Source organism: Mesorhizobium sp. M4B.F.Ca.ET.058.02.1.1, from assembly GCF_003952505.1.
GTDB lineage: Bacteria > Pseudomonadota > Alphaproteobacteria > Rhizobiales > Rhizobiaceae > Mesorhizobium.
The window spans coordinates 1,652,196-1,678,373 of the sequence record NZ_CP034450.1 but is presented as its reverse complement, the minus strand read 5'-3'; the positions used below and the strand labels follow the sequence as shown (position 1 = coordinate 1,678,373).

Annotated in this window: 25 protein-coding genes; 16 read left to right on the top strand and 9 right to left on the bottom strand. The window is 62.5% G+C overall.

The window, feature by feature from the left end; genetic code table 11:
- Nucleotides 1–17 precede the first annotated feature (17 nt).
- The 3 genes from EJ073_RS08505 (at nt 18) to EJ073_RS08495 (ending at nt 2,520) form a co-directional block, all read left to right on the top strand.
- Complete coding sequence (locus EJ073_RS08505; RefSeq protein WP_126055323.1) at nt 18–1,025, top strand: sterol desaturase family protein; 1,008 nt, start codon at nt 18–20, stop codon at nt 1,023–1,025.
- 168 nt (nt 1,026–1,193) lie between these two features.
- Nucleotides 1,194–2,141: a substrate-binding domain-containing protein gene (locus EJ073_RS08500; RefSeq protein WP_126055322.1), complete on the top strand. Its 948-nt coding sequence runs from the start codon at nt 1,194–1,196 to the stop codon at nt 2,139–2,141.
- Nucleotides 2,142–2,205: 64 nt separating this feature from the next.
- A complete protein-coding gene (locus EJ073_RS08495; RefSeq protein ID WP_126055321.1) occupies nt 2,206–2,520 on the top strand; it encodes a MocE family 2Fe-2S type ferredoxin in 315 nt (104 codons plus the stop codon).
- 169 nt (nt 2,521–2,689) lie between these two features.
- Here the strand turns inward: EJ073_RS08495 and EJ073_RS08490 are convergent, their stop codons facing one another.
- A complete protein-coding gene (locus tag EJ073_RS08490; RefSeq protein ID WP_126055320.1) occupies nt 2,690–2,989 on the bottom strand; it encodes a hypothetical protein in 300 nt (99 codons plus the stop codon).
- A 236-nt stretch (nt 2,990–3,225) separates the two neighbouring features.
- On the opposite strand from EJ073_RS08490, the gene EJ073_RS08485 reads away from it, so the two are divergent.
- The 3 genes from EJ073_RS08485 to EJ073_RS08475 all read left to right on the top strand — a co-directional run bounded on the left by EJ073_RS08485 (nt 3,226) and on the right by EJ073_RS08475 (nt 6,326).
- Complete coding sequence (locus EJ073_RS08485) at nt 3,226–4,611, top strand: amidase family protein (RefSeq protein ID WP_126055319.1); 1,386 nt, start codon at nt 3,226–3,228, stop codon at nt 4,609–4,611.
- 180 nt (nt 4,612–4,791) lie between these two features.
- Nucleotides 4,792–5,691, top strand: coding sequence for a VOC family protein (locus EJ073_RS08480; protein WP_126055318.1), 900 nt, complete (start codon nt 4,792–4,794; stop codon nt 5,689–5,691).
- Between the two features lie 32 nt (nt 5,692–5,723).
- Entirely contained in the window at nt 5,724–6,326 is a 603-nt protein-coding gene (locus EJ073_RS08475; protein WP_126055317.1) for a sulfotransferase family protein, read from the top strand.
- Nucleotides 6,327–6,402: 76 nt separating this feature from the next.
- Here EJ073_RS08475 and EJ073_RS08470 read toward each other — a convergent pair whose 3' ends face one another.
- Together EJ073_RS08470 and EJ073_RS08465 are read right to left on the bottom strand one after the other, a co-directional pair.
- A complete protein-coding gene (locus tag EJ073_RS08470) occupies nt 6,403–6,633 on the bottom strand; it encodes a hypothetical protein (protein ID WP_126055316.1) in 231 nt (76 codons plus the stop codon).
- 113 nt (nt 6,634–6,746) lie between these two features.
- Complete coding sequence (locus EJ073_RS08465; protein ID WP_126055315.1) at nt 6,747–7,049, bottom strand: hypothetical protein; 303 nt, start codon at nt 7,047–7,049, stop codon at nt 6,747–6,749.
- A 236-nt stretch (nt 7,050–7,285) separates the two neighbouring features.
- Between EJ073_RS08465 and EJ073_RS08460 the strand changes: the two genes are divergently transcribed.
- The 8 genes from EJ073_RS08460 to EJ073_RS08425 all read left to right on the top strand — a co-directional run bounded on the left by EJ073_RS08460 (nt 7,286) and on the right by EJ073_RS08425 (nt 16,523).
- Entirely contained in the window at nt 7,286–8,428 is a 1,143-nt protein-coding gene (locus EJ073_RS08460) for a helix-turn-helix domain-containing protein (RefSeq protein ID WP_126055314.1), read from the top strand.
- A 418-nt stretch (nt 8,429–8,846) separates the two neighbouring features.
- A complete protein-coding gene (locus tag EJ073_RS08455) occupies nt 8,847–10,475 on the top strand; it encodes a bifunctional diguanylate cyclase/phosphodiesterase (protein ID WP_245455504.1) in 1,629 nt (542 codons plus the stop codon).
- 129 nt (nt 10,476–10,604) lie between these two features.
- Complete coding sequence (locus EJ073_RS08450) at nt 10,605–11,126, top strand: ubiquinone biosynthesis methyltransferase UbiE (protein WP_126055313.1); 522 nt, start codon at nt 10,605–10,607, stop codon at nt 11,124–11,126.
- Nucleotides 11,123–12,301 (top strand): class I SAM-dependent methyltransferase, encoded by a 1,179-nt coding sequence (locus EJ073_RS08445; protein WP_126055312.1) that lies wholly within the window; start codon nt 11,123–11,125, stop codon nt 12,299–12,301. Before EJ073_RS08450 ends, EJ073_RS08445 begins: the two co-directional genes overlap by 4 nt.
- Nucleotides 12,298–14,664, top strand: a complete 2,367-nt coding sequence (locus EJ073_RS08440; protein ID WP_126055311.1) for a SpoIIE family protein phosphatase — start codon at nt 12,298–12,300, stop codon at nt 14,662–14,664. The genes EJ073_RS08445 and EJ073_RS08440 overlap by 4 nt, the downstream gene beginning before the upstream one ends.
- A gap of 3 nt (nt 14,665–14,667) precedes the next feature.
- A complete protein-coding gene (locus tag EJ073_RS08435) occupies nt 14,668–15,228 on the top strand; it encodes an ATP-binding protein (protein ID WP_189347531.1) in 561 nt (186 codons plus the stop codon).
- A gap of 18 nt (nt 15,229–15,246) precedes the next feature.
- Complete coding sequence (locus EJ073_RS08430) at nt 15,247–15,585, top strand: hypothetical protein (RefSeq protein WP_126055310.1); 339 nt, start codon at nt 15,247–15,249, stop codon at nt 15,583–15,585.
- Nucleotides 15,586–15,905: 320 nt separating this feature from the next.
- Nucleotides 15,906–16,523 (top strand): RNA ligase family protein, encoded by a 618-nt coding sequence (locus tag EJ073_RS08425; RefSeq protein WP_245455503.1) that lies wholly within the window; start codon nt 15,906–15,908, stop codon nt 16,521–16,523.
- 35 nt (nt 16,524–16,558) lie between these two features.
- Here EJ073_RS08425 and EJ073_RS08420 read toward each other — a convergent pair whose 3' ends face one another.
- A complete protein-coding gene (locus EJ073_RS08420) occupies nt 16,559–17,227 on the bottom strand; it encodes a metalloregulator ArsR/SmtB family transcription factor (RefSeq protein WP_126059128.1) in 669 nt (222 codons plus the stop codon).
- Between the two features lie 72 nt (nt 17,228–17,299).
- On the opposite strand from EJ073_RS08420, the gene EJ073_RS08415 reads away from it, so the two are divergent.
- Both EJ073_RS08415 and EJ073_RS08410 read left to right on the top strand, forming a co-directional pair.
- Nucleotides 17,300–18,040, top strand: a complete 741-nt coding sequence (locus EJ073_RS08415) for an MBL fold metallo-hydrolase (RefSeq protein WP_126055308.1) — start codon at nt 17,300–17,302, stop codon at nt 18,038–18,040.
- 3 nt (nt 18,041–18,043) lie between these two features.
- Nucleotides 18,044–19,294, top strand: a complete 1,251-nt coding sequence (locus EJ073_RS08410) for an MFS transporter (protein WP_126055307.1) — start codon at nt 18,044–18,046, stop codon at nt 19,292–19,294.
- 290 nt (nt 19,295–19,584) lie between these two features.
- Here EJ073_RS08410 and EJ073_RS08400 read toward each other — a convergent pair whose 3' ends face one another.
- The 5 genes from EJ073_RS08400 to EJ073_RS08380 form a co-directional block, all read right to left on the bottom strand.
- Entirely contained in the window at nt 19,585–20,235 is a 651-nt protein-coding gene (locus tag EJ073_RS08400) for a cation transporter (RefSeq protein WP_348627249.1), read from the bottom strand.
- 80 nt (nt 20,236–20,315) lie between these two features.
- A complete protein-coding gene (locus tag EJ073_RS08395) occupies nt 20,316–21,098 on the bottom strand; it encodes a methyltransferase domain-containing protein (RefSeq protein ID WP_126055306.1) in 783 nt (260 codons plus the stop codon).
- Between the two features lie 261 nt (nt 21,099–21,359).
- A complete protein-coding gene (locus EJ073_RS08390; RefSeq protein WP_126055305.1) occupies nt 21,360–23,579 on the bottom strand; it encodes a diguanylate cyclase in 2,220 nt (739 codons plus the stop codon).
- Nucleotides 23,580–23,766: 187 nt separating this feature from the next.
- Nucleotides 23,767–24,498, bottom strand: coding sequence for a DUF2270 domain-containing protein (locus tag EJ073_RS08385; RefSeq protein ID WP_126055304.1), 732 nt, complete (start codon nt 24,496–24,498; stop codon nt 23,767–23,769).
- Nucleotides 24,499–24,610: 112 nt separating this feature from the next.
- Nucleotides 24,611–26,176: an ABC transporter substrate-binding protein gene (locus tag EJ073_RS08380; RefSeq protein WP_126055303.1), complete on the bottom strand. Its 1,566-nt coding sequence runs from the start codon at nt 26,174–26,176 to the stop codon at nt 24,611–24,613.
- Between the last annotated feature and the right edge of the window lie 2 nt (nt 26,177–26,178).

Below are 26,178 nucleotides of genomic sequence, written 5' to 3'. Positions count from 1 at the left end.
GGCCTGTGAGATCAGCCATGGACGACTTGCAATACGGCACGCGCAACAAGCGAGGCGACTGGGCGCCGAACGAGCCGGCCGGCACCGCGCCGCTGTTCGTCTTCCCACCGCGGCCGCTGGCGGTGCTGAAATGGCTGCCGAGCTATTTCCTGCCCTACAATGTGCTGTTCGCGCTTTCGGCCGTGGCGTGGTGGCATTTCGTGCTGCCCGACGCCGAGGTGATGAAGACGCTCTCCGTCGGCTGGATCCTGCGCCTGTTCCTCGTCAACTGCGCGGCGCTGCTCGTCTTCTTCGGCGTTTTCGAGCTTCGACTCTACATTTTGAGGGCCCAGGGCAACCGCTTCAAATACAACGGCAAATGGCCATCGGAGCAGAAAAGCCAAGCCTTCTTCTTCGAGAACCAGAACCTCGACAACATGCTGCGCACCTTCGGCACCGGCATGCCGATCTGGACGGCAATCGAGGTGGCGCTCCTCTACGCCTATGCCAATGGCTACGTGCCGTGGCTGACGGTTGCCGAGCATCCCGTATACCTGTTCTGCCTGGCGCTGGTGGTGCCGATCATCCACGAGACGCATTTCTTCCTGTTGCATCGGGCGATCCACTGGCCCCCGCTCTACAAATGGGTGCATTCGGTGCACCACAACTCCGTCAACCCGTCGCCCTGGTCGTCGCTGTCGATGCATCCGGTCGAGCAGCTCGGCTATCTCGGCGTAGCGCTCTGGCACCTGATCATCCCGTCGAACCCGCTGCTCGCGCTCTACCAGCTCCACTATGCCGGCTTCGGCGCGATCCCCGGCCATGTCGGTTTCGACAAGGTCGAGCTTGGCGAGAACACCAGCGTCGATAGTCACGCCTATATCCACTATCTGCACCACAAACATTTCGAGGTGAACTACGGCGACGGCCTCATTCCGTTCGACCGCTGGTTCGGCACTTTCCACGATGGCAGCAAGGACGGCGAGGCCCGCATGCAGGCCCGCTACGAGAAGAAGAAGGCGCGCGCCAACGCCGCCGCCAAATGACGCCCGAACAGACAGCCACGTGAACGGCCTCGGCCGTTCGCTGCTGAGATGGCCTTCGGCCATCCACCCAGTGAGAAGGCCTTTGGCTTTCCACACAAGCCATCCCGCAAGGGCCGGAAAATCAAGAAGCGGAGTGACCCGGCGCTCCAGTCCAAAGGGAGGAAACCCGTGAAGAGACTTCTGTTGTCAACCGCGCTCGCCGCCATGATGTCGATGCCGGCAAACGCATTCGCCGCCAAGATCGGCGTCTCGATCGTCAACTTCGACAACAATTTCCAGACGCTGCTGAAGAACGGCATGCAGGCCCGCGCCAAGGAGAAGGGCGCCGACATCCAGGTCGAGGATGCCCAGAACGACGTCGCCAAGCAGCTCGACCAGGTGAAGAACTTCATCGCCAGCGGCGTCGACGCCATCATCGTCACGCTGGTCGACACCAACGCCTCCAAGACGCTGAGCGAGGAGGCCGCCAAGGCCGGCATTCCGCTGGTCTTCGTCAACCTCGAACCGTCAGACATGGCGAACCTGCCGGAAAAACAGGTCTATGTCGGTTCCAACGAGGTCGAGTCCGGAACGCTGGAAGCCTTCGAGGTCTGCAAGATGCTGCGCGCCAAGGGCAAGTCGGCAGGCGCCAATGCCTACATCGTCATGGGCAGCCTGGTGCACCAGGCGGCGCTCCAGCGCACCAAGGATGTCGAGCAGGTCTTTGCCACCGACATGTGCAACTTCATCAAGGTCACCGACAAGCAGTCGTCGGAATGGTCGCGCGACAATGCGCAGAACCTGATGACCAACTGGCTGACCGCCGGCGCGGCACCTGATGCCGTGATCGCCAACAATGACGAGTCCGCCATCGGCGCGATCCTGGCGCTCAAAGCCAACGGCATCGACATGAAGGACGTCGTCGTCGGCGGCATCGACGCCACGCAGGACGGCCTGCAGGCGATGAAGGCCGGCGATCTTGCGGTGACGGTGTTCCAGAACGCCAACGGGCAGGGCGGCGGCGGCGTCGACGCCGCGCTCGCGCTCGCCAAGGGCGAGAAGGTCGACCGCGTCGTCTACGTGCCGTTCGAGCTGGTCACGCCGGCCAACGCGGCCGAGTACATGAACAAGAACTGATCCCAGGACTGGGCCTCCGGGTGACCCCGGAGGCCTGCCGCGATCGAATCTTACGGTGAGAAAAATGACCAGCTGGATCAAGGCGTGCGGCCTCGACGACATCGAACAGGAAGGCGCCCGCCGCTTCGACCATGAGGGCCGGACTTACGCCGTGTTCCGCTCGCCCGACGATGAGGTGTTCTGCACCGACGGCCTCTGCACGCATGAGGCGGTCCACATCGCCGACGGGCTGGTGATGGACTACGAGGTCGAATGCCCGAAACACTCCGGCGCCTTCGACTACCGCACAGGCGAAGCCAGGCGCCTGCCGCCATGTATCAATCTGAGGACCTACCCGGCGAAGGTTGAGGCAGGGGAGGTGCTGGTGGCGGTGGGGTGAGCCGTTGAAGCTGCCATCTCCCCCCTTGTGGGGGAGATGCCCGGCAGGGCAGAGGGGGTCGGTTCGACTGGGCTCTACCTCCTGCGGCGGATCAAGGCTGGCGCTCCACGCGCGGCGACCCCCTCTGTCGCCTTCGGCGACATCTCCCCCTCAAGGGGGGAGACTGGCCCTAAATCCCCGACCCGTCCAGCAGCGGCACCTCGTCGCCCTCCCACGGGCTCGGCATCGAGCCTCTTCCGGCTGATGGTAGCGGCATCCAGCATTTCAGTTCCGGGTCGGCATATTCGACCACGCGGCCCGGCTGGGAGTCGGAGGAGCGCCAGCCTTCCTCGCCATGCTGGTCGGCGCGCGACCAATAGGCCATGTCGACCTCGGCCGGCCCCTGCTCGGTCGGCCGCACCGTGACCAGGATCCGGCTGCCATCCCTCGGCGCGCTTGCCATGTTGCGCCAGCGATCGGGCTCGTCCATTCGCATCTCCTCCTGCTACTCTTTCCGCCATCGTGCGGCGTGGCGGCAGGCCATTGTTGTTCGTTTTCCGCCGGAAGGCCACACAAGATCGACTGAACCACCGAACTTTCCGGCCCCTCACCGCATCCTGTCGTTTGTGGTAGGATGAGGGCAGGGGGAAAGGCCATGGGGCAACCCGATTTTGATAGGCTGCCGTGCTGGCGATTGGCGAAGGCCAATCCGGGGAGGATGCGCGCATGACAAACGCCCTGACCGCCGACACCACCTTCCTCACCGCCATGCAACTGGCGGCCGCGATCCGCGAGCGCCGCGTCAGCGCCAGCGAGGCGATGGAGGCGCAGCTGGAGCGCATCGCCGCCGTCAACCCGCTGCTCAACGCCATCATCACGCTTGACGAGAAGGCGGCGCGCGAGGGCGCGAGGGCCGCCGACGATGCCCTGGCGCGCGGCGAGGCCGTCGGGCCGCTGCATGGCGTGCCGGTCACCCTGAAGGACGGCCACGCCACGGCGGGCATGCGCACCACGGTCGGGCTGACGGCCTGGGCCGACCATGTACCGACGGCCGACAGCACGATTGCCGCGCGCTTGCGCAAGGCGGGCGCGATCATCATCGGCAAGACCAATGTGCCACCCCGGCTGCGCGACCTGCAGACCGTCAACCCGATCTTCGGCCGCACGAGCAATCCCTGGGACGTCGCCCGCACGCCGGGCGGCTCCAGCGGCGGTGCCGCGGCGGCCGTCGCGGCCGGTCTGGTGCCGCTGGATATCGGCAGCGATGCCGGCGGCTCGATCCGCGTGCCGGCGCATCTGTGCGGCATATGCGGCTTCAAGCCGACGCAATCGACGGTGCCGATCACCGGCAGTTATGCCGATCCGCCCGACATGCCGCGCAGCTTCCGTCTGCTGTTCGACATCGGGCCACTGGCGCGCGATGTCGACGACCTCATCCTTGCCCACCGCGTTATTGCAGGCGCCGACGGGCAGGACACCGAGGTGCCGCCGGCAGCGACCGACGAGGCGCCCGAGCCGCCGCTGTCGCGGCTGCGGGTCGCCTTCGCGCCCGAATTCCCGGGCGTGCCGATCGCCCGCGACATCGCCGATGCGATTACCGGTTTTGCCGGCGCGATCGACGTCGCCGGCGCAAAGGTGGGCGAGGCCCTGCCTTCGCATGACTTCGCCGCCGAACGGGCGCTGTTCTCCGACTTCATCACCTGGTACTCGCAGGCCTTCCAGGCACCGCTGCAAGACTCGCCAACGCTCGCTACCTATCTCGCGGCGCTCAACCGGCGCGACGACTTCATCCACGCCTGGGAGCGCTTCTTCGGCGACTGGGACGTGCTGGTGTGCCCGGCAATGATGTGCACCGCCTTCAAGCATCGCGAGACGGGCACGCCGATCCCGGTCGACGGCGTCGAGACGCCCTACTGGACGGCGCTCAGCCATGCCTGCCGTTTCAACCTGACCGGCCATCCGGCCGCCGTTATCCCGATCGGCCTCGACCGCGATGGCCTGCCGATCGGCGCCCAGCTTGTCGGCCGTCGCCACTGCGACCTCAGGCTGCTTGCCGCCGCCAAGGCGCTGGCGAGGCTGACGGATGGGTATGTGCGGCCACCGGGGATATGAGGGAGGGAGTAGGGGAGTAGGGCAGTAGGGCAGTAGGGCACTAGGCACTAGGCACTAGGCACTAGGCACTGGGGAGCATCAGAGCCATGCCTCCGTTACTCCCCTACTGCCCTACTCCCTTACTGCCTTACTCCCCTCCATCTTGCTGACAGCCATATCGTTCACAGCTAATATTCGCCGATGAGCGAAGGATTGCTGGCAGGCGCCACTCATCTCGGGCCGGTTCATCTGAGGGTGGTCAACATCGCGGCGGCCTTGCCCGTATGGCGCGATGCGGTCGGGCTCTCGCTGCTTGGCGAGGATGACGCGGTGGCCGGGCTCGGCGTCGACGGCAAGGCGCTGATCGTGCTGCATGAAGGTGCTGCGGTCGCGCTGCCACAGAAGGCGCGCGATCTCTTCCATGTTGCCATCCATGTCACGACGCGCCGCGACCTTGCGCATGCCGCCGCCCGGCTCAAGGCTTCCGGCCTCAGATACAGCGCCCAGGACCATTTGGTCTCGGAATCGCTCTACGTCTCCGATCCGTCGGGCAACGGCATCGAGATCTGTTTCGACACACCCGAACGCTTGGCCGGCAGGGAGGAGACGACGGACGGCCGTGTGCTGCTCCTCGCCACGGACGGCAGCACGCATTCGGGGCTGGAGCCGCTCGACCTTGCGAACCTGTCGCGCTCGCTTGGCGATTCCGGCCGGATCGAGCCGCGGCTGCCGGCGGATGCCTTCATTGGCCACATCCATATGCGCGCCCGCTCGCCCGAAACGCTGATGGCGTTCTATGTCGACGTGCTCGGCTTCAGGCCGCACATCCAGTCGCGCACCTTCGGTCTGTTCGATTGCGGCACCGATCGGCGCCGCCACATGGTCGCCTTCAACATCTGGACCCGCGACGAGCTGACCGAACCGCCGCCCGGCGCGGCCGGGCTGGAGCGCTTCACGGTCGTGCTTGCCGGCGCCGACGAGCTTGCCGCTGTGGCGGGACGGCTCGGCAAGGCGGGTGTGCCCTTCGCCGAGGCGGCCGGCAGGCTGGACTGCGCCGATCCGGAGGGCAATCGCCTGCGGATGGTGGTGGCCGGCATTTGATACACGTGGTCCAAACGCGGGGAGGGGCGGAAATGTCGATCAAGGTCATCGGCACCGGCTTTGGCCGGACCGGAACGGATTCGATGCGCGAGGCGCTGACCATCCTCGGCTTCGGCCCCTGCCATCACATGTCCGAGGTCATGGCCAAGGAGGAGCAGAAGCGGCTGTGGCGCGCGCTGGCGAAAGGGGCGGCGCCGGACTGGAAAGAACTGTTCTCGGGCTACAATTCCTGCATGGACTGGCCGTCGGCGCACTATTGGCCAGAGCTGATCAAGGCCTATCCGGACGCCCGCGTCATCCTCACCTGGCGCTCGCCGGAAAGCTGGTGGGAAAGTTTCGAAAAGACCATCCTGGCCGGCATCGGCCAGATCGAGGACCAGGACGCGCTCGGCCTTACCCTGATCGCCAGGCAGGTGTTCGGCGGCCGTCCGCACGACCGGGCGCATGCGATCGCCGTCTACGAAGCCAATGTCGAGGCAGTGATGGCGGCCGTACCGCGCGAGCGGCTGCTGGTCCACCGGCTGGGCGACGGCTGGCAACCGCTCTGCGCCCATCTCGGCGTTCCGGTGCCCGACCAGGCCTATCCCAACCGCAACAACACGAAGGAATTCCGTTCGGCGTTTTCGCTGAAATAGGCACCGAACTCTTCAGGCGATGGCGAGATCGACGTCAATTCCGGACGGAAAACCGCTGCACTTTCCCGGAATTGCTCTAATGCGCAGTTCCCGCGACCTTTCGCCAGCGAGACCTGACCGCCTCCAGCAGTTCGCGCTCGCCGGTGTGGGCATTTCGAAAAATGGCCACAACCATTTCCGCCAGAATTTCGGTATCCGGCCCCAAAGGGTCGAGATGTTCATCCACGCAAACCTGATCGAACACGCGTTCGCAAATGGCCAGATCGTGCGGGCAGAAGCAGGTGTGATTGAAGCGCCGACGGGGCATTTGAGCGAACCTTTCAGGGCCCGCCGCCCGTGCTTGCGGCGGGCTTTTACTGAGGAACTGCCGAGGCGATGAAAAGCCCGAGTAACAATATCGGCAACAGTATTGTCATACGACTACTCTGGGCCAGGCAATTGCATCGTTAGCAGGCCCAAGATCCGCGCGCACTCGTGGGCCTTGTACTGCCCGGCAATCATCAATTGATAGTAATCACGCCGTTTTTCTTCCGGGACACGAAAGCCGCGTCGAAATGCGGCCGCCTCCTTTGGCGTCCTGGTGCACCCGAGTTTGCTGGCGCTGACCTTTAAACTCGCCAGGGAGCATCCGATCTTGGCCGCAATATCTTTCAGGGGTTCATTGTTAACGTACCCGTCAAGAATGATCTTGCGGCGAGCTTCCGCTTTGAGCTTTGCGTTCATCTCGTGGCCTCCTCAACTACGCTTTCACGATGCCGGATTCTATACGCACCGGGTTGAAGAGTGTCGTTATCGTCACATCCATAAACTTGTCTCGGAATGCATTTCTTACTGTAATCCAGCGTGATGATGGCCGCTTCTGTGGACTTGAGTTCCGCCAGTCTTGCCAAGTGCCTGTGATACACCACATGATTGACGTGGGCGCATGGGTATACCGGATTCGGATATGGTACCCTGCGATGGATGCTAAGAAGCAGGACGAGGCGCGTTCGAGGCAGGCGCCGGAGCGTGAGCGACGTCGTTGGCCGCGCGAAGCTCAACCTCACCATGAGGTTGCCGGGTCACTGGCGCCGGCGCTCGACCCCTTGCCATTTTCAACGCTCGATCTGGCGCCAGAGCATCAATTCGCCGCTTGGCAGGCGCATATGGCACCGCTTGTCGAGGTCAGGCTGCCGGATGACAAATCGCTCGACGACGGCTTTCCCGCCGAGCATACGGCCTGGAACTTCGGCGGCATGCTGATCGTCCAACAGCGTGCACCAGCGCATAGCTATATGCGTTCCGCCGCCAAGCTTCGGTCGAGTTCGATCGATCATTGGTATATCGCCTTGCCACGTACTGGCCGGTCGTGGACGGAGGTCGATCGTCGCGTTGCGGAAAACGAGCCCGGCAAATTGGAGATCAGATCGCTTGGCTACCCGTTTCGCGGGCGGACAACGGAATCCGAAAGTCTCTTTCTCTATTTGCCGCGTGATTTGTTCGCCGATGCGACGGCAACCCTGGATGCAAAGAACAATTCAATTCTATCCGGCAACTTTGCCAACCTCTTGCTCGACTACCTCAACAGCATAGAAGCAAGGCTGCGCAGTCTCACGGCTGACGATCTGCCTCGTATCGTGCACGCAACGCGCAGCATGATCATTGCCTGCCTCTCGCCCCAGGCGGAACATACGGCAGCCACCGAACAATTGGTGAGTGTCGCGCTGATGGAGCGGGCGCGTCGATACGTCCACAACAATCTGGATGCGGCCAATCTGACGCCGGATTCAATGTGCCGGGCGCTCGGCGTCTCGCGCTCCCGTCTCTATCAGTTGTTCGAGCCGAGCGGTGGTGTCCTCCACTACATACAAAGTCGCCGACTTCTGGCAGCCCATGCTGCGCTTGGCGATCCGGCGGACAGCCGGCGCATTGTCGATATTGCGGAAGCCGTCGGGTTTAGCTCAGCCGCCAATTTCAGCCGGGCATTCAGCAAGGAATTCGGTTACAGCCCCCGCGAAGTCCGAAGTTCCGTGGCGTTGCCGCGCCTCGCCCAGTCTGTCTCGCTTGCTGAACACCACAAGGCCCCGTCCTTTGAAGGTTGGCTCAAGGCGCTCGGAAGCTGAGTCCAGGGTCAAAACGGAGCTTGCCGGGGGGAGGCTGCTTCGCCTCATGGCGCACAATATTTCGAATCGCCACCACCGCGCCATCAGTCACATAGCTAAATTGCCGCCGATTTCCGTTTATTAACGAATCGTAACTGTTCATCGTTATCGATAACTTGCCGCCAATCCAAGCGCCGCATGCATCGCAATTGCGCTGCATGCGGCGCTTGTTAAGACAGTGAGCTGAAAGTTTTGCCAAGCTTGACGGTTATGCTATTTCTAAACTGGGGGACGTGGAAATTTTCACCGCCTATGGAGGTGGCTCTTGCGCCCAGAGGCATCAGGCGTCGGTACGGAGAACGAGGGGCTTTCCTCAAGCGATGTTCCACGTGCCGGCGAGGCGCTTCTCCCAGACCTTTTGGCGAACACGACCGAACTTATGTCGTTCTATGATCGCGACTTCCGTCTGACGCACTACGCAGCCAGCCTCAAACGCATATACGGAAGCGCGGTGGCGCTGGGCGCCGCCATCTGGGAGATCTACCCGAGCTTCCTCGATGCGAGCTGTCGCGACGAATTTCTTCGGGTGTTCCAGGGCGGTTCTCCGGCAAGCATCGACTTGCCGCGATCGGCGGGCGAAGCGCCCCGGTCCGTTTTCGTCTTCGGCACAGCAGATGGTGCGGGAATCATCGAATCAAGGGAGCGCGGCGGGCGGAGCGCGGCGGATGAGCAGGAGCATGTAATTCTGCTCCATCAGGCGACGCACGACGTGCTGACCGGACTGCAGAATCGGCGGCGATTCGGCGAGCGGCTGCAGCAAGCGCTGACGGTCATAGGCGGATCAAAGCCGAAGGCCGCCTTGCTGCAAATCGACCTTGATGATTTCAAAGCGGTCAACGACACGCTCGGCCATGGAGCAGGTGACACGCTTCTTCAACTTGCGGCAGGTCGAATTCGTGACGCGCTGCAGGACGGCGAATCCGCCTACCGGTATGCCGGCGATGAGTTCGCCGTCATTCAATTGGGCAAGGAGCAGCCCGCGGAAGCCGAGCGCCTCGCCGGATCGCTGGTCAACGCGTTCAAGGAGCCGTTCGTCATCAACGGCATTCCTGTCTTCGTCGGCTCGAGTATCGGAATTGCTCTCGGGCCGGAGCACGGGACAGATGGCGAGCAACTGATGAAAGCCGCCGACATTGCTCTTTATGCAGCCAAGACAGATGGACGCGGCTGCGCTCGAACGTTCAACCGCTCGATGCTGCTCCTGCTCGAGCAACGCGAAAATCTGAGGCGCAGCCTTCGAACCGCGCTGGAGCGGAACGAGCTTTATCTGGAGTATCAGCCGCTCATTCGGCCTCCTTCGTCGGTGATCGGCTTCGAAGCGCTGCTGCGGTGGCGGCACCCCGAGATCGGGGTCATTCCACCCAGCGTGTTCATACCGATCGCCGAAGCCGACGGTCTGATGGATGAGATCGGTCGATGGGTGCTCGAGCAAGCCTGTCGCCAGGCATTGAGTTGGCCTTCTTCGCTGACGGTCGCAGTCAACCTGTCGCCGGCTCAGTTCCTCAGCGGTTCGCTGACAGATACCGTCGCTCAGATCATCGACGAGGTTGGAATTCGAGCCGACAGACTTGAACTTGAGATAACCGAGACGGTTCTTCTTGAGAGGACAATCGACAATATCGACACGTTGAATACTCTGAACGTATTGGGAATACGAATTTCGCTCGACGATTTTGGAACATACTATTCATCATTGAGCTATCTTAAGAATTTTCCATTCGACACTTTGAAGATAGATCAATACTTCATCGCGGACCTGGAGACCGATCTCAAAGGCCAGACGATCGTGCGATCGATCATCAATCTGGCGCACGGCTTGGGAATAAGCGTCACCGCCGAGGGGGTTGAGACGTCGGCACAGGCACGGTGGCTGATCAAGGAGAATTGCGATTGCCTGCAGGGCAATTTCCTCGGCCGGCCGCTCGGTGCCGAGGCAACAAGCGATTTCATCAGGAGGTCCCCGCCGAAGGGGATACGGGCGATGGAGGGATCAAATCGGGCAGTGTAGCGCCTTGCACCCTTTGTAAAGCGGAGAGTGGTAAAAAACCAACGAGGCCCGTGCCGCGCAATTCCTGCGTGCGGAACCGGCTCATCGCGCCACCAGGCTCAACTACGGATGGAATAAGAGAGGACGCCGATGGGATCCGTTCATCATGACTTGGCTGGCGAGCCGACTTTCGAGCCGATGATCCAGATCGACATGGAGATCAGGACTTTCGTCTCCGCCTGGAGACACTGCGACTACGTCTCGACATATATGGCCCGCATGATCAGTCAAAATCGATCCGACTCGGTCCGCCATTCAAATCTCTTTTCCTCTGCCTTCAACGAATTGCTGGAAATCGCCTTTCGTACGCGCCATGCCGACGGCGAACTGGCGTGCAGGGTGTCTCGCCATGGCGCGACGGACCGGATCGAACTGACATTTCCTTGCGTGCCGGAGGAGCGCCAATTCTACGAGGAAGCCGTAAGCCAGGTCACGGGATACGAGGCCAGGGAACGATACCTTAATTCTGTTTCCGGAGATCTCGCGCCCAGCCGGGAGGTCGTACTGCTGGAACTGGCTGTCGACTACAACGCGACGCTCAGGGTCGAGGAAGCCGACGGCGATGCGATCACACTTATCGTGGATCTTCCGCTTGAGGGCCTGCAACATTGAGCCCTTACAACCTTCTCCCGCGCTTCAAGGCGCAATACGACGCCAACAACCAGGAGTTCTCCATATCGGGGGTGGTCCGGCCTCAGGCGATCGATGAGCTTGGGACGAGCCTGGCATTGCTTCGTGATGCGATCGGCCGTGTGCGCGGCGTTCTCTATGTCAACGTCAGGCGCCTGACGCAGATGAACAACGCTGCATTTTACGCCTTCTCGAGGATCATCATCGACGCCTGCCGCGCTCGACCCGATCTCAAATTCGTCGTCATCACATCAAGCGTCGTTGGATGGACCTCGCGAAAATTCGGGCGCTTGAGCAAAATCGAACCGAACATCACGGTCGAGCAGTATGACAGCCAATTCTATCCGGGACAGGGCTTCCTTGAGGAAGGCGGTTTTGTTCCAATCCTGCGCACACAGACAAAGATGACCTGGCGCCACGAGCGCGCGATCTTGCCGCGACACGGCATGAGGCCTGGGATCGTCATGGCCGACATCTGTTGCGGGATCGGTGATTTCGCCGTGCTCGTGCAGAAGGAGTTCCAGCCATCGCGGATCGTCGCCCTCGACCACTCCATATCAAGCCTGAACTATGCTCGACAGGTGATGCAGGAATTCGACATCCGGGGTATCGAATATACCTATGGCGATGCGTCGGAAATGCTGCTCGACGAAGCGCAGTTCGATTTGGTCACCTGCCGACATTCCCTTCAAATCTTCAATCGACCTGAACTTATCCTCAAGGAGCTCTACCGCATTTGCAAGCCAGGCGGGCGGGTTTACATTACCAACGAGAAGAATTCGCACTGCCTCGGCGAGCCGCGCGCCGAAAGCATTCGTTGGACCTACAACGAGGTGGCGAAGCTGTTCGGGCATTTCGAGATGGACGTCGAACTTGGGCCCAAAAGCAGGCGATACCTGCTCGAAACCGGATTCGAAGACATCCGTGTCGAGACCTTCATGGTCACCAACCTGGACGGCGACCCGCAGGACTTCGCCGATGTCATTGTAGCTTGGGCGGATGTCTATGCAGGCGAGATGGCGACCAGACGTGGCGACGGACCGGAGTTCGTTGCACGGTTCCGGCAGGGCTTCCAGGACCACATTTTCGCTGCGCTCCACCCCAAGGGTTACGCGGGCTGGCCGATCTGGGTCGCATCGGGGCGGCGACCGCAATGAAAGCCGACGCTGAGCCTACACCACGCTTCGGCATGCGCTCCTTTCGAGCGAAATTCGTACTGGTCGTTGGTGGCGCGGTGCTGTTCGACCTCCTGATGAGCGGTGGCCTGGCGCTTTGGAACGTTCAAAAGCTGTCGCGCGATGCCACGTCGGAAGTCGGTGAGGGCCTGACGACCGCAAACCAGGAATACATTCGCTCCTATGCCGAATCGACGGCCTTAAGTGTCGACCTGCTGCTCGATCGCGTTCACGGGGACGTCAAGGCCTTGGCCGGCGTGCTGCAGGCCCAGATCGACGACCCAGGCAGGCAGCAACAGGTCGGAGCGACGCTGTCGCATCAGGCGCCCGGCTCCGTGAAGGTCGTCTACGACACCAAGGGCGATTGGGCGCAGAATCTGCCGGGCTCGCCATCCGTGATAAGTGTCTGGGGTTACCTATTGGGGGCCGACCACAATCCGTTGCCGGGCGTCGAGAAGGAAATAGAAGACAGTACCGTGATCGATCTCGTCGCGCCGACCCTCATGGCCAGCGGGGCGTCCAAACTGCAGATGTACTATATTGGTCCAAAGGAACGGCCGATCTTCAGGACGGTGCCCTATACGGACCAGGCACAGACCTTCGACCGGCTCTATCCGGGCCACAACAAGGCGGAGTTCTGGGAGTTCTTCTTTCCGGGAATCTATGGGTCGTGGCAGCAATGGGCCAGGGATCCAGCCTCCCGTCCGGTCCCTGACGACATAACCCAGACAGCGCCTTACACCGATGCAATCACGGGAAAGCTGATCGTCAGCTTTTTCCAGCCGTTGTGGACGCAAGATCGCACCGGTATCGCCGGTACGGCGGGGGCGGATATCACGCTCGATCAGCTCGCGGAAGTCGTCGAACGTGTGAAAATCGCCGAAACCGGGTTCGGCTTCCTCACAATGTCGACCGGCAACGTGGTGGCGATCAATCCGTCGGGCCAGGCGATCATCGGCCTGACTTCATCGAGCGATGCAGGCACGCAGGGCGTCACCGGCCTGGAGAGGTCGCTGCGTGGCAGCACGCAGCCCGCCATCGCGTCGCTGCCCCTCGACCAGAACAATGACGGTGTCATTCAGCATATCCTGCTCGACAACAACGGCGAACGCGTCCCCTACATTGTCGTCCTCAAGAGGTTGAAGCCGACCAATCTGTGGAGTTCGGGACCGATCAAGTCCGAAATGATGTCGGTCGGGATCGTCGTCCCCGAACGGGAGATCTATGCGTCTCTCGTCGCCGCGCAACAGAGTATTTCCCGCGCAACCAATCGTATCCTGATCTTCCAGGTCGCCGCGATCGTCGTTTCGCTTCTGATTGTCTTTGCGGCCGTGCTCGGGATTTCGAAGCGCATCACCGCCGGCCTCAGGTCGCTTGCCAGCGCCGCCCAGCGGCTCCAGTCCAAGGACTATTCCGTGCGCGTGAGCATTCCAACGCGCGACGAGGTTGGAGCGGCAGGCATCGCCTTCAACCGCATGGCTGAGGAGATCAGCTTTCATACCGAGAACCTCGAGCAACTCGTCGACGAACGAACCAGGGAGCTCGGCGACGCAAATCTGGAGATTTCCGCGCTCAACGAAAAGCTGCGGGACGAGAACGTCCGCCTCGGTGCCGAACTCGCGGTAGCCCGGCAGATCCAGATGATGGTCTTGCCGAAACCATTCGAACTCGAAGCGATTCCGGGGCTGGAGATCGCAGCCTACATGCGGCCGGCCGACGAGGTCGGCGGGGACTACTACGACGTCCTGCGGAACGGATCGCGGGTCAAGATCGGCATCGGCGACGTGACCGGCCATGGTCTCGAGAGCGGCGTGCTGATGCTGATGGTCCAATCGGTTGCGCGCGCGCTGCAGGAGACCAACGAAGCGGATCCGCACCAGTTTCTGAATCGGCTGAACAAAGCAATCTACAAGAACATCGAGCGGACCAACACCGACAAGCATCTCTCGCTGGCCTTTCTTGACTTCGAGGATGAGCGGGTAACGCTATCCGGCCAGCATGAGGACGTTCTCGTCGTGCGCGCGGATGGGGAAGTCGAACGCATTGATACGCTTGATCTGGGTCTGCCGGTTGGTCTGGAGAGCGACATCTCGCAGTTCATCGACACGCGTGACATCCAGTTCGGGAGCGGCGACGTGATCGTGCTGCACACCGACGGTGTGACCGAGGCGGAAGACCAAAACAAAAGACTGTTCGGGTTCGAGCGGCTCTCCCAGAGCGTGCAAAGACGTCACGGCAGGAGCGCCGAGGAAATCAAAACCGGTATCATCGACGATCTGATGGCCCATATCGGAATCCAGAAGATCCACGACGACATCACCCTAGTGATCATAAGGCACACGTAGGCAATGACAGCGCTATTCGGTACCCCTGACATTGCAATCGGGATGAGGGAGAACGTCAGTCGCGTGCGGCTGTTCGACGGACCTCTCGACCTGAGTTGGCGTCATTGCGCAACAACCTCGGACTTCATCGCCGATCTTTTCGCGTTGCGCTTTCAGTCGTCTCGCAATGACTACATGGAAGTGCGTCATAGCATCGGATATCTGGTCAACGAGCTCATCGAAAATGCTGTCAAATTCCGCGCGCCAGGTGAGATCGTGATCGAGGCGTCGATGGATTCGGAATGCTTCAAGCTCAAGGTGTCGAATGACGTCGACGGTCAAAACGTATCCGAATTCCAAAGTCTACTGGCGGACATCACGGTTGGCGATCCCAAGGACCTGCTGATACAGCGAATAGAAGCGAATGCCGCGAACCCCGACATGTCGGGCTCCGGGCTCGGACTGCTGACTTTGATGAGCGACTATGGCGCACGCCTGGCCTGGATATTCAGCTCAGCGGACGAAAGCGATCGGGTTTGCCTGGAGACATATGCCTCCATACCGATCTCGCAAACTCAAAACTAGATGAAACGAAGCCAGGCTATGGAAATCAAAACCGACGACTACCGCGTGTGGATTGAAGGAAGCGATATTTTTTTCGACGGTTCAATGCGGCTCGCCAGTTCACAGGCCGGCGCGCCTATCATGGCTTTGGCGACCGGCGTTCTCGCCACAAATCCCGCGTCCATTACGCTCAATTTGAAGGACCTTCACTTTCTCAACTCTTCCGGCATCAACCTGCTTGCGAAATTTACCATCGAGGTGCGCAAGCATCCCGATGTTCGACTCGTCGTGCGCGGAACGCCCGACATACCCTGGCAATCGAAATCATTGCCGAATCTGAAGAAGCTGCATCCGGCCCTGGTGCTTTTGATGGACTAGGGCCTATTGGCTTTCAGGCCGGCATTACCGGAAGACCAACGCCCGAATTGTCCAAGGGACTGAGCGGGGCCTGCGGCAATCCTGGATGGCACAGGCCAGTCGGGACGGCGCTGGAGCGCCGTGCCGAGCAAGATATGTACGCCAGGATAAGTATTGGGATGCGAAGCTAACGACAATCCGGCCTCGTTCGTAGATGTTCGAGATGGCTTAGCGGGGGCTCGGCCACAGTGGCTTAGCGGGGGCTCGGCACAGGCGGCAGGCGTTCCGGTTGGGGGAATGTCCGGCTGCCTGTGCCGATCAGCCGCCGCTGGCGGTCAAAGGTGGCGTCATTGAGTAAGCGAGCCAAGGTCAAAAGCGGCCGGCTGGAGTTCATTCCGCCGCAGATCCCGACACGGGTCGAGCAGCCGCCCGAAGATGAGGGATGGGTTCACGAGGTCTATCTCGACGGCTACCGGACGCAGATCATCATCGACAGTGGCGGCGTGCGCCTCTACAGCAAGAACGGCCGCGACTGGACCACGAAATACTGGCCCATCGCGCTGGAAGTCGAGCTGCCATGCCGGGCTGCCATTATCGACGGCGAGGTCATTGTGCCAGGCGAGCAGGGCGCTCCCGATTGCCCTGCGCTGGAAGCCGCGATTTGGAACGAGCCGAGCCGGCTGGTGTTCGTCGCCTTCGACATCCTCCATCTCGACGGTCGCGATCTGGCCTCCTTGCCCCTGCTGCAGCGAAAGCAGGCGCTGTGGCAACTGGTCGAGCCGGGCCTCGGCAAGATCCGGTACAGCGAGCATTTCGCGGGCAGTGCGCTGGCGATCATCCGCGCCACCGAGAAGATGGGGCTCGAAGGCATCGTCTCGAAGCGCGCCGACAGCCACTACAGCAGCGGACCGTCGAACACATGGCTGAAGGCCAAATATTCCGCGCCCATCCCGGCGTAGCCGTCCCGGACAAGGCCCAAGGGTGCGGGGCCACCTTAGGCCGCCACCTCAACCGGAAGGCCCGCAGCCTTCCATTCGGGGTAGCCGTCCTCGAGCCGATGAACGACATACCCACGCGCCCGCAATGACGCGACAGCCTCGAAGGACAGAACGCAATAAGGACCGCGGCAATAGGCGATGACCTCCCGGTTGGCGGGAAGCTCCGCCAGCCGGCGTTCAAGGTCAGCGAGCGGAATGTTGAGCGCCCCCGGAAGATGTCCAAGCGCAAATTCGTCCTCCGACCGGACGTCGAGAACCGTGACAAGACCGTCATGCAGTCTTGAGACAAGGTCTTCGCGCGACACAGCCTCCAGCGCGTCGCGTGCGTGGAAGTAGTCGGCCATGACGCGATTGACCTCGGCGACGTTCCTCTCGCCCACGCGCCCCAAGGCCTTCATCAACTCAACCACCTGGGTATCTCCGGCAAGACGGTAAAGCACATGCTTGCCGTGCCGCCGCGCCTCGACAAGGTGCGCGCGCCGGAGGATCTGAAGGTGGCGCGAGGCGTTGGCAAAGCTGAGGCCCGCCCGTGCCGCAAGCCCCTCGACATTCCGTTCACCCTGGGCGAGGTGCTCCAGCAACTCCAGCCGGTGCGCATGCCCGAGAGCTTGAGCCACTTCGGCAAGGCTGGCGAAAACCGCCTGTTTTGGTCCGATGCTTGACATGCATTCTTCTCGATGGAACATTCAGCAGAATAATTGAATGTTATCTCGGGCGAGGCAGGGAGTGCAAGAGTCATGATCCTCCGTCAGTTCCTCCATTCCGATCCCGTCGCTGCATCCTACCTGTTCGGATGCGGAGGCAAGTCGGCAGCCGCCGTCGTCGATCCGGTAGGCGATATCGCGCCCTATCTTCGAGTTGCCGAGGCGACCGGCATGCGCATTCTCTATGTGGTCGATACGCACATCCACGCCGACCACATTTCCGCCGGGCGGACGCTCGCCGCAGCCTCCGGCGCGGAATACATGCTGTTCGAGGGCGCGGAAGCCGGTTTCCCATTTCGACGCGCCAAGGACGGCGAGGTAGTCGAGCTCGGCAACGTGACCATGACCGTCATGCACACGCCAGGGCACACGCCGGAGCACATCTCGCTCCTGGTCACGGACAGGACACGCGCGGCCGAGCCATGGTTCGTGCTGACGGGCCACACTCTCATGGTTGGCGATCTCGGACGAACCGAACTTGCAACCAGTGCCGAGGACGGCGCGCGGACGCTGTTTTCGAGCGTGCGCCGCCTCAAGCAACTGCCGGATCACGTCGAAGTGCTGCCCGGCGCCTACTCCGGCTCGGTCTGCGGGCGCTCGCTCAGCGGCAAGCCGACATCGACGATTGGCTTCGAGAAGCGCTTCAACAAGGCGTTCCGCATTGATGACGAGGACACTTTCGTCGCCACGATGATCGCGGACATACCGCCCCCGCCGCCGGAGGCGGCGCGCAACCGTGCCGCCAACGCGGGTCTCGCCGCCGCCGCGGCCTGAGCAATGAACGAGGGGGCATCAGTTTCGCCAGGCTCGACTGTCAGGCTTGGGCTCAAGGAAAACTGGCGGCAGTTTGCCCTGCTCATGCTGGTGAACGCCTTCGTCGGTGGCATGGTCGGGCTCGAACGAACAGTCGTGCCGCTCATCGGGTCGGAAGAGTTCGGCATCGCCTCGACGACACTCGTCGTCTCCTTCATCGTCAGCTTCGGCGTGGTCAAGGCGCTTGCCAATCTGGTCTCGGGCCAACTCGCGGACACCTGGGGACGCAAGCGCGTTCTCGTCCTCGGCTGGGTTGTCGGCTTGCCGGTTCCGTTCATGATCATCTGGGCCCCGAGCTGGGGATGGGTGATTGCGGCCAATGCGCTGCTCGGCATCAACCAGGGGCTCGCCTGGTCGATGACGGTCATCATGAAGGTCGATCTCGTCGGCCCGAAATCGCGCGGCCTCGCCGTCGGCCTCAATGAATTTGCCGGTTACCTGGCGGTCGGCGTGACGGCGTTTCTCACCGGCTATCTTGCCTCGCGGTACGGTCTGCGTCCCGTGCCCATCTATCTCGGCATAGGCTACGCCGTAATCGGCGCCGTGCTGTCGATCGTGCTCATCCGCGACACGCGCGACCACCTCCGGCTGGAGGCATCCGCTCACAGACAACAATCCGCGCCGATCAGCTTCCGGGAGGTATTTGCACTGACCTCGTTCAGGGACCGCAATCTGTTCGCGGCATCGCAAGCGGGCCTCATCAACAATCTCAATGACGGCATGAGTTGGGGTATTTTCCCATTGTTCTTCGCCTCCTTCGGGCTTGGCGTCGAGCGCATCGGCATCCTGAAGGCGATCTACCCCGCGACCTGGGGAATCCTGCAGATCGTCACCGGCCCCTTGAGCGATCGCTGGGGTCGCAAAGGCCTGATCGTCGCCGGAATGTGGGTTCAGGCCGGCGGCCTGTTTCTCACCGCGGCTACCAGCCGGTTCGAGTGGTGGCTCGTCGGCAGCCTTCTGCTCGGCCTTGGAACGGCAATGGTCTATCCAAGCCTGATCGCCGCGGTTTCCGACGCCTCGCATCCAAGCTGGCGCGCCCGCTCGCTCAGCGTTTATCGGTTCTGGCGCGACCTCGGCTACGCGATCGGCGCGCTCTCCGCGGGCCTCATCGCCGATCGCTTCGGGCTCTCATGGGCGATCACGTCGATCGCCGCTTTGACGTTTCTCTCCGGTGCGATTGTTGCCATCGCAATGCAGCAGACCGCCAAGGGTTAGCTGGCCTGAATGATCTTTTTCACCTGTTGCCGGTCTTCCGGCGACCACTGCTCGGGTTCTCCTGATGAGCGATGGCGGCGTGAAGCTCGATGTGTTTCCAGAGTTCAGTCTCAGCCGTGAACGATCCTGGACAGGCATCCATTCCAGGGTAGTCCTTGCACCGATATGAATAGGCCATATCTACGCCTCCCTGGTTTGCCGGGTCAGCAGGCGAGGAAGTGGCGCGCTTGTCGATTCACAGTTTTCGAATGCCAGGGCGCCTCTAGCCGAAGTTCGGCTAGCGTGTTCTCCTATTCAGCTGGCGACATAGGGCGACGGCTGTTCAACTCGGCAAGCGACTGGCTGGTGACAACGATTGCACCTTGAATAGCGAGCGGTGCCATGATGCCGGCGACAGCTGCGTCAGGCCAGCCGGAGCCGGTTCCAAAGACACCAGCGGCGGCAGCCAGGACAGCGAGGTTGCCGAGTACGTCGTTGCAAGTGCAAATCCACGCAGAGCGCATATTCGCATCGCCGCTCCTGTAGGCCCATAGAAGACCAAATGAAGCAGCGTTCGAAAGCAAGGCAGCAAAGCCGACTGCGCCAATCGTGAAGGCCCCTGGCAGCGTGCCGTGAACCGTGTTCCAAACCGCTATCCCTATGACCCAGGCTGCGAACAGTCCCATGGTTGCGCCTTTGACCAGCGCTGCGAGGGCGCGATAGCGAAGCGCCATGCCAACCACAAAGAGACTGATCGCGTAGTTGCCGGCGTCGCCAAGGAAATCGAGCGCATCGGCCTGTAGCGAGGCAGAGCCAGCCGCAACGCCAGCGCCGATCTCGACCGCAAACATTGCTGAGTTGATACCCAGCACCGCCCAGAGAACACGCCTGTATGATGCGTCTTCATCCGTAGCCGGGTGATTGTCGTGATCGGCTCCGCAGCATTGAGCGCCCATCACCATCTCCCATGCTTTTCCTCTAGGCATATAGGTGGTCGGCCGATATGTGAAAGCTTAACAGCCCTTGGTGCCCGCGCCAGCTTTCAGGGTTTGGCGGCAAGGATCGACACGCTTTTGACTCCGAACTTGCGGCTAGCCCCCTTCGCGTTCTGCGAAATGAACTCGTAGGCCGGATTGTCCTCGCGCTTGACCACGCGAAGGCCGGCGTGTTCGATCTTCGTGCAATAGTCGTCCTGCTGCGCGGCACCGCCGATGCACGCGGCCCACAGCGTCGAGTTGCACACGATATTTTCCGGCAGTTGCACCTCGGTGACGATGTCGGAGATGGCGAGACGGCCGCCGGCGCGCAACAGTCGAGCTGTTTCCTGAAAGACAGCCTGCTTGTCGGTTGCAAGATTGATCACCCCGTTGCTGATGACCACGTCGGCAATCCCTGCGGGCAGTTCAACGTCCTCGATATAACCCTTCATGTAAGTGATGTTATCGAAGCTGTGACTGTCGCGCAGGCGGGATGCTTTCGCGAGCTGTTCGTCGGTCATATCCACGCCGATCACTTTCCCCGTCGCGCCGACCCGCAACGCCGCGATGAAGGTATCCATACCGGAGCCGCTGCCGAGATCGATCACAGTTTCTCCCGGCTTCACGTCGGCGAGATGAAAAAAGTAACCGACACCAGCGAACGATTCGATCGCCTCTGCCGGTATCCGATCGAGGTCTTCAGTGCTGTAGCCCAACCGCTCCGCCAGCGATCGACCCATCTCGAAATGAAACTCGCCTTTCGGGTTCGTGGCGACGTCGCGGTACATGGCCTTGACTTTTGACTCCAGGTCCTTCGGATCGAAGGGCACGCTCGCTGCGCTGGTCATTTCCTCCTCCCTGTACCCCTCCTTTCGACAGGATACTGCATGACGAGAATTCAGTGAATGACCCAAGCGCAAAGCAAGCGCGCCAGCGTTAGCGCTCCGCCATGGCGACCGCAACTTCTGTACCGGAAAGGAAAGCTGGTGCGGCGACAGAACCGATTGTCCAGCTAGGCCGAACAGGTCGGCGATTATGCCGGCCGACAGGGCGCCGATCGCGTAACCGTCCGCCATGACATAGGTGGTCGGCCGACGGATGAAAGCAACTCAACCCTTGGTGTCCGCGCCCGCCTTCACCGATGCCACCAGCTGGATCGCCGGGCGCTCGCCCGGCGCATTGGTCCTGGCGACGACGACGCGGTCGCGGCCTTCGGCCTTGGCATCGTATTGCGCGTGGTCGGCCGCGTTGGTGAGCTCGGCCCAGCCCGCGCCATGCTCGGGATAGGCGGCGACGCCGAATGAGGCCGTCACGGTGCCGAGCGTGCGGCCGCGATGCGCCAGATGCAGCTGCTTGATCGCCTGGCGCAGCGCCTCGGCGCGCTGGGCGCCCTCTTCGAGCGATGCTCCCGGCATGACCAGCGCGAATTCCTCACCGCCATAGCGCGACACGACATCGCTGTCGCGGGCATGCTCGATGAGCGTTGCGGCGACCTGCTTCAGCACGAGGTCGCCGGCTTCGTGGCCGAACGTGTCGTTGAACTGCTTGAAGTGGTCGACGTCGAGCATGATGATCGCCAGCGGCTGGCTCGAGCGCTCCATGCGCCTGAGTTCGCGGCTGCTGGTTTCCTCCAGATAGCGCCGGTTGAACAGGCCGGTGTTCGGATCGCGGATCGATTGCTGCCTGAGCGTCTCGCGCAGGCGCAGATTGGCCAGCGCCAGCGCCAGCGTGTCGACGACGCCGCGCAGGATCTGCTGCCGCTCGGCCAGCCATTGCGGCTTTTCGGCTGCGTTCGGCTCGCACAGATGCAGGATGCCCAGCGTCTCGCCTTGCGCCGCCAGCGGCATGCAGACATAGCCCTTCTTGCCGTTCTCGGTGATGTGGGCGCAGCGCGGCGTCAGCATGCCCGGGCCGGCGACATGCTCCTGGCCACGCCGCAGCGCCCAGCAGTCCTCCGGCGCGAACTGGTTGACGCTCGAGCGGACGTCGCCCCAATGCGCCATCTCCTCCACCAGGTTGCGCGAGGCGCTGGTCAGGTGCACGCTGCCGCTCAAGCCGCCGAGGAACTCGGTCATCGCCGTGCCGACCACCGAGAAGGCCTCGGGGAAGGTCACGCAGGCCTGCAGCAATTCGCCGAGCTTGACCAGCCGCGTCGTGGTCTCCGATTTCTCGTGCAGCTCGCGATTGAGGACCGCCAGCTGGTCGGCGCGCTCGTTGACGACCCCTTCGGCGCGGCGCAGCTCGCTGATGTCGTTCAGCGTCAGCACCAGGCCGCCCTCCGACCGGCTCAGCGGGCTGCAACTGGCGATGACAGGCAATTGCGAGCCGTCCGACCTGGTCAGCCGGACTTCGCCCTGGTGCTGGCGTCCGGTGGCCAAAGCCATCTCGACGGGCGACGTTCCGCTGGCGAAGTCGCCGCCTCTCGGGTCTTGCAGCTTCAGCGCCGCGTCCCATTGCAGGCCGACGATCTTGTCGGCGCGCCGGCCGATTATCGTCGTGGCGGCGGGATTGACGCTGGCGATGCGGCCGTCGCCGTCGAGCACCGCGATGCCCTCGGCCGCCGTCTCGACGATGTCCTCGATATGCGCCCGCGCCGACGCGAGCTGGTCGGCCATCGTGTTGAAGCCGTCGGCCAGTTGTCCGAATTCGTCCTTGCGGACGTGGCGGATGCGCGTCAAGACGTCGCCCTGCGCCAGCGCCTGCATGCCGTTCATCATGTCCGAGAGCCCGGCGCCGAAACGGCGGAGCAGCACCCAGGCGAAGCCAGCCGCGACCAGCATGGCGGCGGCGGTGCTGAGGCCGACCATCCACAGCAGGCTGTTGGTGCGCTGCTCGGCGGCATGCAGCACCGCATCATATTCCAGCAGCACGGCGCCGACGATCGTGTCCTCGCCCTGTTCTATCGGAACGGCCAGGATGGCGTTCACTTCCTCCGGGTCGATGAACCTGCGCGGGACGCCGTCCTGCAGCGTCCGGCCGACCTCGTTGCCGGGGTCGTGGTCGAATTTTTCGCCGGCCTTGTGCTCCTCGTCGGCGGCATGGGCGACGATTACCTTGTTGCGGTCGACGACGATGAAATCCCGCTGCGAGCGCCGGTGCTGCTGCTCCAGGAACTGCTTGAGCACCTCGGGCTGCTCGAGCAGCGAAGGCGTCCCCGCGGACGGTTCGAAGACTATGGTGTCGGCCAGCTCGCGCGCGACATTGGTCGCTTCGGTCAGCCCGAGATATTTGGTCGCCGCCATCTGCGTGAAGACCGCGACGCCGCCGACCAATCCGATCAGCGCCGCGGCGCCGACCATGCTCAGGATGATCTGGCTCCTAATGCGCACGGCAAGGCCCTGCCGGTGACGGCGCTTTTCTGTTCGCGGATTGAGGTCGATCTCTCATCCATGACCTTTTATTACCAATTGCTTATCAACGTGCTAACGGTGGCCCGCTCGGAGGTTGTCCCGCCAAGGCATTGGGCGGGCGCCTGCTTTCTTCGAAAGCAGCGGCTGGATTGCCTCAGATTGCGGTTCAGACATGCACGGTGCCATGCGAAAGCTCGCCTTCCTCGCTGTTGACCAGGAAGGCGGCGGCGAGCAGGCCGACATAGAACAGCGCCACAATGGACGCGACAACGATGCCGGGCACCGGGCCGAGCGCGGCCACCCGCATCGCGTCGAGGAACGAGGCGCCGAAGCCGATCGGCGAGCCTTCGCGCTGCAGGCTGGGCGTCGTGATCTTCAGCACCCAGGCCAGCATCAGGATCGTGTACATGAAGATGTAGTTGCGGCGCAGCCGGCGGACCAGCGCCGCGCGCTGCGAGATCAGGAAGCGCGGCGAGCGCAGGCCTTCGCCGACGATCGCCAGCCAGTTGGAGGCGAAGTCGGGCTGCGGCGAGAAGATCTGCGCGAAATAATAGCGCTCGAACTGGCGCACCCGCGCGCGGTAGACGTCGAAGAAGCGGTAGCGCCGCGCTTCGATCCACAAGAGCAGCGTGATCAGCAGCATGGCGAACAGCAGCACGCCGTGATGCGAGCTCGGCGTCGACAGCGAGACCGAAAGCATGGCGGCGGCGACGGTGATCGCCCAGTTGCTCGTCCGGTCGAGCCGGTCGCGCCAGCCGGCCATGCGGGCGATCTCGGCGCGGTGGAAATGCGACATGGTCGTCGCCAGTTCGGAGGAGGTGAGCTTCAGCGCGAACGCATCCGAGGCCCGCGGCGCTGCCGCCGCCTCGACGGGCTTGATGGTCTCGACCTTGGACATCCCCTTGCCATCCAAATGCAATGGCCGGCGGAAATGGCCGGCCATCACCCCGATGACAACAACGCGCGGCGGGCCGAAACGTTCCCTCCGGCCTGCCCCTGGCCTGGCGCGTTCACGCCTCCAGCCAGACGCGCTCTGCCACGCGATGGTCGCTGAGCAGGAAGTTGGGATTTGGGGTGAAGCCCTTGACCTCCGCGCGCGCCGCGTCGACCCAGCTGGCGAAGGCCGGGATGATGGTGGGGCACGTATCATGGATCGTCTGCTGCAGCTCGAAATAGACCTCGCGGCGCTTGGCCGGATCGGCGAACGAGCGCGACTCGGCGAGCTTGCGGTCGAAGTCCTCGTTCTTCCAGTGGGTCTCGTTCCACGGCGCGCCTGACGCATAGACCGAGGAGAACATCATGCTGGCCGACGGCCGTCCGGCCCAGAAGGACGCGACCCAGGGCTTCTTCATCCACACCTCCGCCCAATAGCCGTCGTCGGGCTCGCGCTTGACGCCGACGGTGATGCCGGCGGGCTTGGCCGACTGGGCGAAGAGCTCGGCCGTGCTGACCGCCTGCTCGAACGCCACCGGGGCGGCGTGCAGTTCGAGCGTCAGCTCGCTCTTGCCGGCCTTCTTGAGGTGGAAGCGAGCCTTGTCCGGATCGTAGGCGCGCTGTTCGATGTTCGGGTTGAAATTCGGATCGCTGGCGGCGATCGGATGGTCGTTGCCGACGCGGCCATAGCCGGCCATCAAAAGATCGACCATCTGCTTGCGGTCGAGCGCGTGCTTCAGCGCCAGCACGATGTCGGGGTTGTTGAACGGCTCCTTGGTCGCGTCCATCGGCAGCGAGAAATGCTGCTTGCCTTCGGTGACCACCAGATAGGCGCGGGGATCCTTCTTGAGCAGCGGCGCGATCTTGTAGTCGACGCCGTTGATGATGTGGACCGAGCCGCCCTGCAGCGCCGAGACGCGGGCCGTCATGTCGTTGATCACCACGGACTCGACCGTGTCGACATGGCCGCGGTCGCTTCTCCAGTAGGCTTCGTTGCGGCTGGCCGTCGCCCGCACGCCCGGCTGGAAGGCGGTGAGCTTGAACGGCCCGGTGCCGACCGGCTTCGACCAGTCCGCGAAGCCCGCCGGGACCATGGCGAAATGCAGGTCCGACAGCACATAGTCCATGTCGGGATTGGGCGACTTGAGCAGAATCTCGACCTGCCTCGGCGAGGCCGCCCGCACATCGGCAATGTCGGCGACCAGGCCCTTCGCCTTCGACTTGGTCTTCTCGCCGAGATGCAGCCCGAGCGAATATTTGACGTCCTCGGCGTCGAAGGCCTTGCCGTTGTGGAACTGCACGCCGGGCCTCAGGTTGAGGATCCAGCGCTTGTTGCCGTCGCTGGTTTCCCAGCTTGCGGCCAGTTCCGGCGCCGGCTTGCCGTCGTCGCCGATCTCGACCAGCGTGTTGTAGACCTGGCGCGAGACATTGATGGAGAAGGTGCCGATCAGCTGCGTCGGATCGAACGTGTCGGCGGAGCTGCCGCCGTTGAGGCCCAGGCGCAGCACGCCGCCCTTGCGCGGCGCCTCGGCAAGGCCAGCACGTGGGAACGCCGCCGTGGCGAGCGCCGTGACGGCCGCGGTCTGCAGGAAGCGGCGGCGGTCCATGCCGCCCTGGATCAAGGACGTGATCTGATCGTGCATGT

What these genes read in the sequence shown, in the direction of transcription:
- EJ073_RS08475 (WP_126055317.1), top strand. Translation starts at nt 5,724, where the DNA reads ATGTCGATCAAGGTCATCGGCACCGGCTTTGGCCGGACCGGAACGGAT.
- EJ073_RS08435 (WP_189347531.1), top strand. Translation starts at nt 14,668, where the DNA reads ATGACAGCGCTATTCGGTACCCCTGACATTGCAATCGGGATGAGGGAG.
- EJ073_RS08430 (WP_126055310.1), top strand. Translation starts at nt 15,247, where the DNA reads ATGGAAATCAAAACCGACGACTACCGCGTGTGGATTGAAGGAAGCGAT.
- EJ073_RS08385 (WP_126055304.1), bottom strand. Translation starts at nt 24,498, where the DNA reads ATGTCCAAGGTCGAGACCATCAAGCCCGTCGAGGCGGCGGCAGCGCCG.
- EJ073_RS08455 (WP_245455504.1), top strand. Translation starts at nt 8,847, where the DNA reads ATGTCGTTCTATGATCGCGACTTCCGTCTGACGCACTACGCAGCCAGC.
- EJ073_RS08490 (WP_126055320.1), bottom strand. Translation starts at nt 2,989, where the DNA reads ATGGACGAGCCCGATCGCTGGCGCAACATGGCAAGCGCGCCGAGGGAT.
- EJ073_RS08380 (WP_126055303.1), bottom strand. Translation starts at nt 26,176, where the DNA reads ATGCACGATCAGATCACGTCCTTGATCCAGGGCGGCATGGACCGCCGC.
- EJ073_RS08460 (WP_126055314.1), top strand. Translation starts at nt 7,286, where the DNA reads ATGGATGCTAAGAAGCAGGACGAGGCGCGTTCGAGGCAGGCGCCGGAG.
- EJ073_RS08415 (WP_126055308.1), top strand. Translation starts at nt 17,300, where the DNA reads ATGATCCTCCGTCAGTTCCTCCATTCCGATCCCGTCGCTGCATCCTAC.
- EJ073_RS08410 (WP_126055307.1), top strand. Translation starts at nt 18,044, where the DNA reads ATGAACGAGGGGGCATCAGTTTCGCCAGGCTCGACTGTCAGGCTTGGG.
- EJ073_RS08470 (WP_126055316.1), bottom strand. Translation starts at nt 6,633, where the DNA reads ATGCCCCGTCGGCGCTTCAATCACACCTGCTTCTGCCCGCACGATCTG.
- EJ073_RS08505 (WP_126055323.1), top strand. Translation starts at nt 18, where the DNA reads ATGGACGACTTGCAATACGGCACGCGCAACAAGCGAGGCGACTGGGCG.
- EJ073_RS08480 (WP_126055318.1), top strand. Translation starts at nt 4,792, where the DNA reads ATGAGCGAAGGATTGCTGGCAGGCGCCACTCATCTCGGGCCGGTTCAT.
- EJ073_RS08440 (WP_126055311.1), top strand. Translation starts at nt 12,298, where the DNA reads ATGAAAGCCGACGCTGAGCCTACACCACGCTTCGGCATGCGCTCCTTT.
- EJ073_RS08450 (WP_126055313.1), top strand. Translation starts at nt 10,605, where the DNA reads ATGGGATCCGTTCATCATGACTTGGCTGGCGAGCCGACTTTCGAGCCG.
- EJ073_RS08395 (WP_126055306.1), bottom strand. Translation starts at nt 21,098, where the DNA reads ATGACCAGCGCAGCGAGCGTGCCCTTCGATCCGAAGGACCTGGAGTCA.
- EJ073_RS08400 (WP_348627249.1), bottom strand. Translation starts at nt 20,235, where the DNA reads ATGGTGATGGGCGCTCAATGCTGCGGAGCCGATCACGACAATCACCCG.
- EJ073_RS08465 (WP_126055315.1), bottom strand. Translation starts at nt 7,049, where the DNA reads ATGAACGCAAAGCTCAAAGCGGAAGCTCGCCGCAAGATCATTCTTGAC.
- EJ073_RS08420 (WP_126059128.1), bottom strand. Translation starts at nt 17,227, where the DNA reads ATGTCAAGCATCGGACCAAAACAGGCGGTTTTCGCCAGCCTTGCCGAA.
- EJ073_RS08485 (WP_126055319.1), top strand. Translation starts at nt 3,226, where the DNA reads ATGACAAACGCCCTGACCGCCGACACCACCTTCCTCACCGCCATGCAA.
- EJ073_RS08495 (WP_126055321.1), top strand. Translation starts at nt 2,206, where the DNA reads ATGACCAGCTGGATCAAGGCGTGCGGCCTCGACGACATCGAACAGGAA.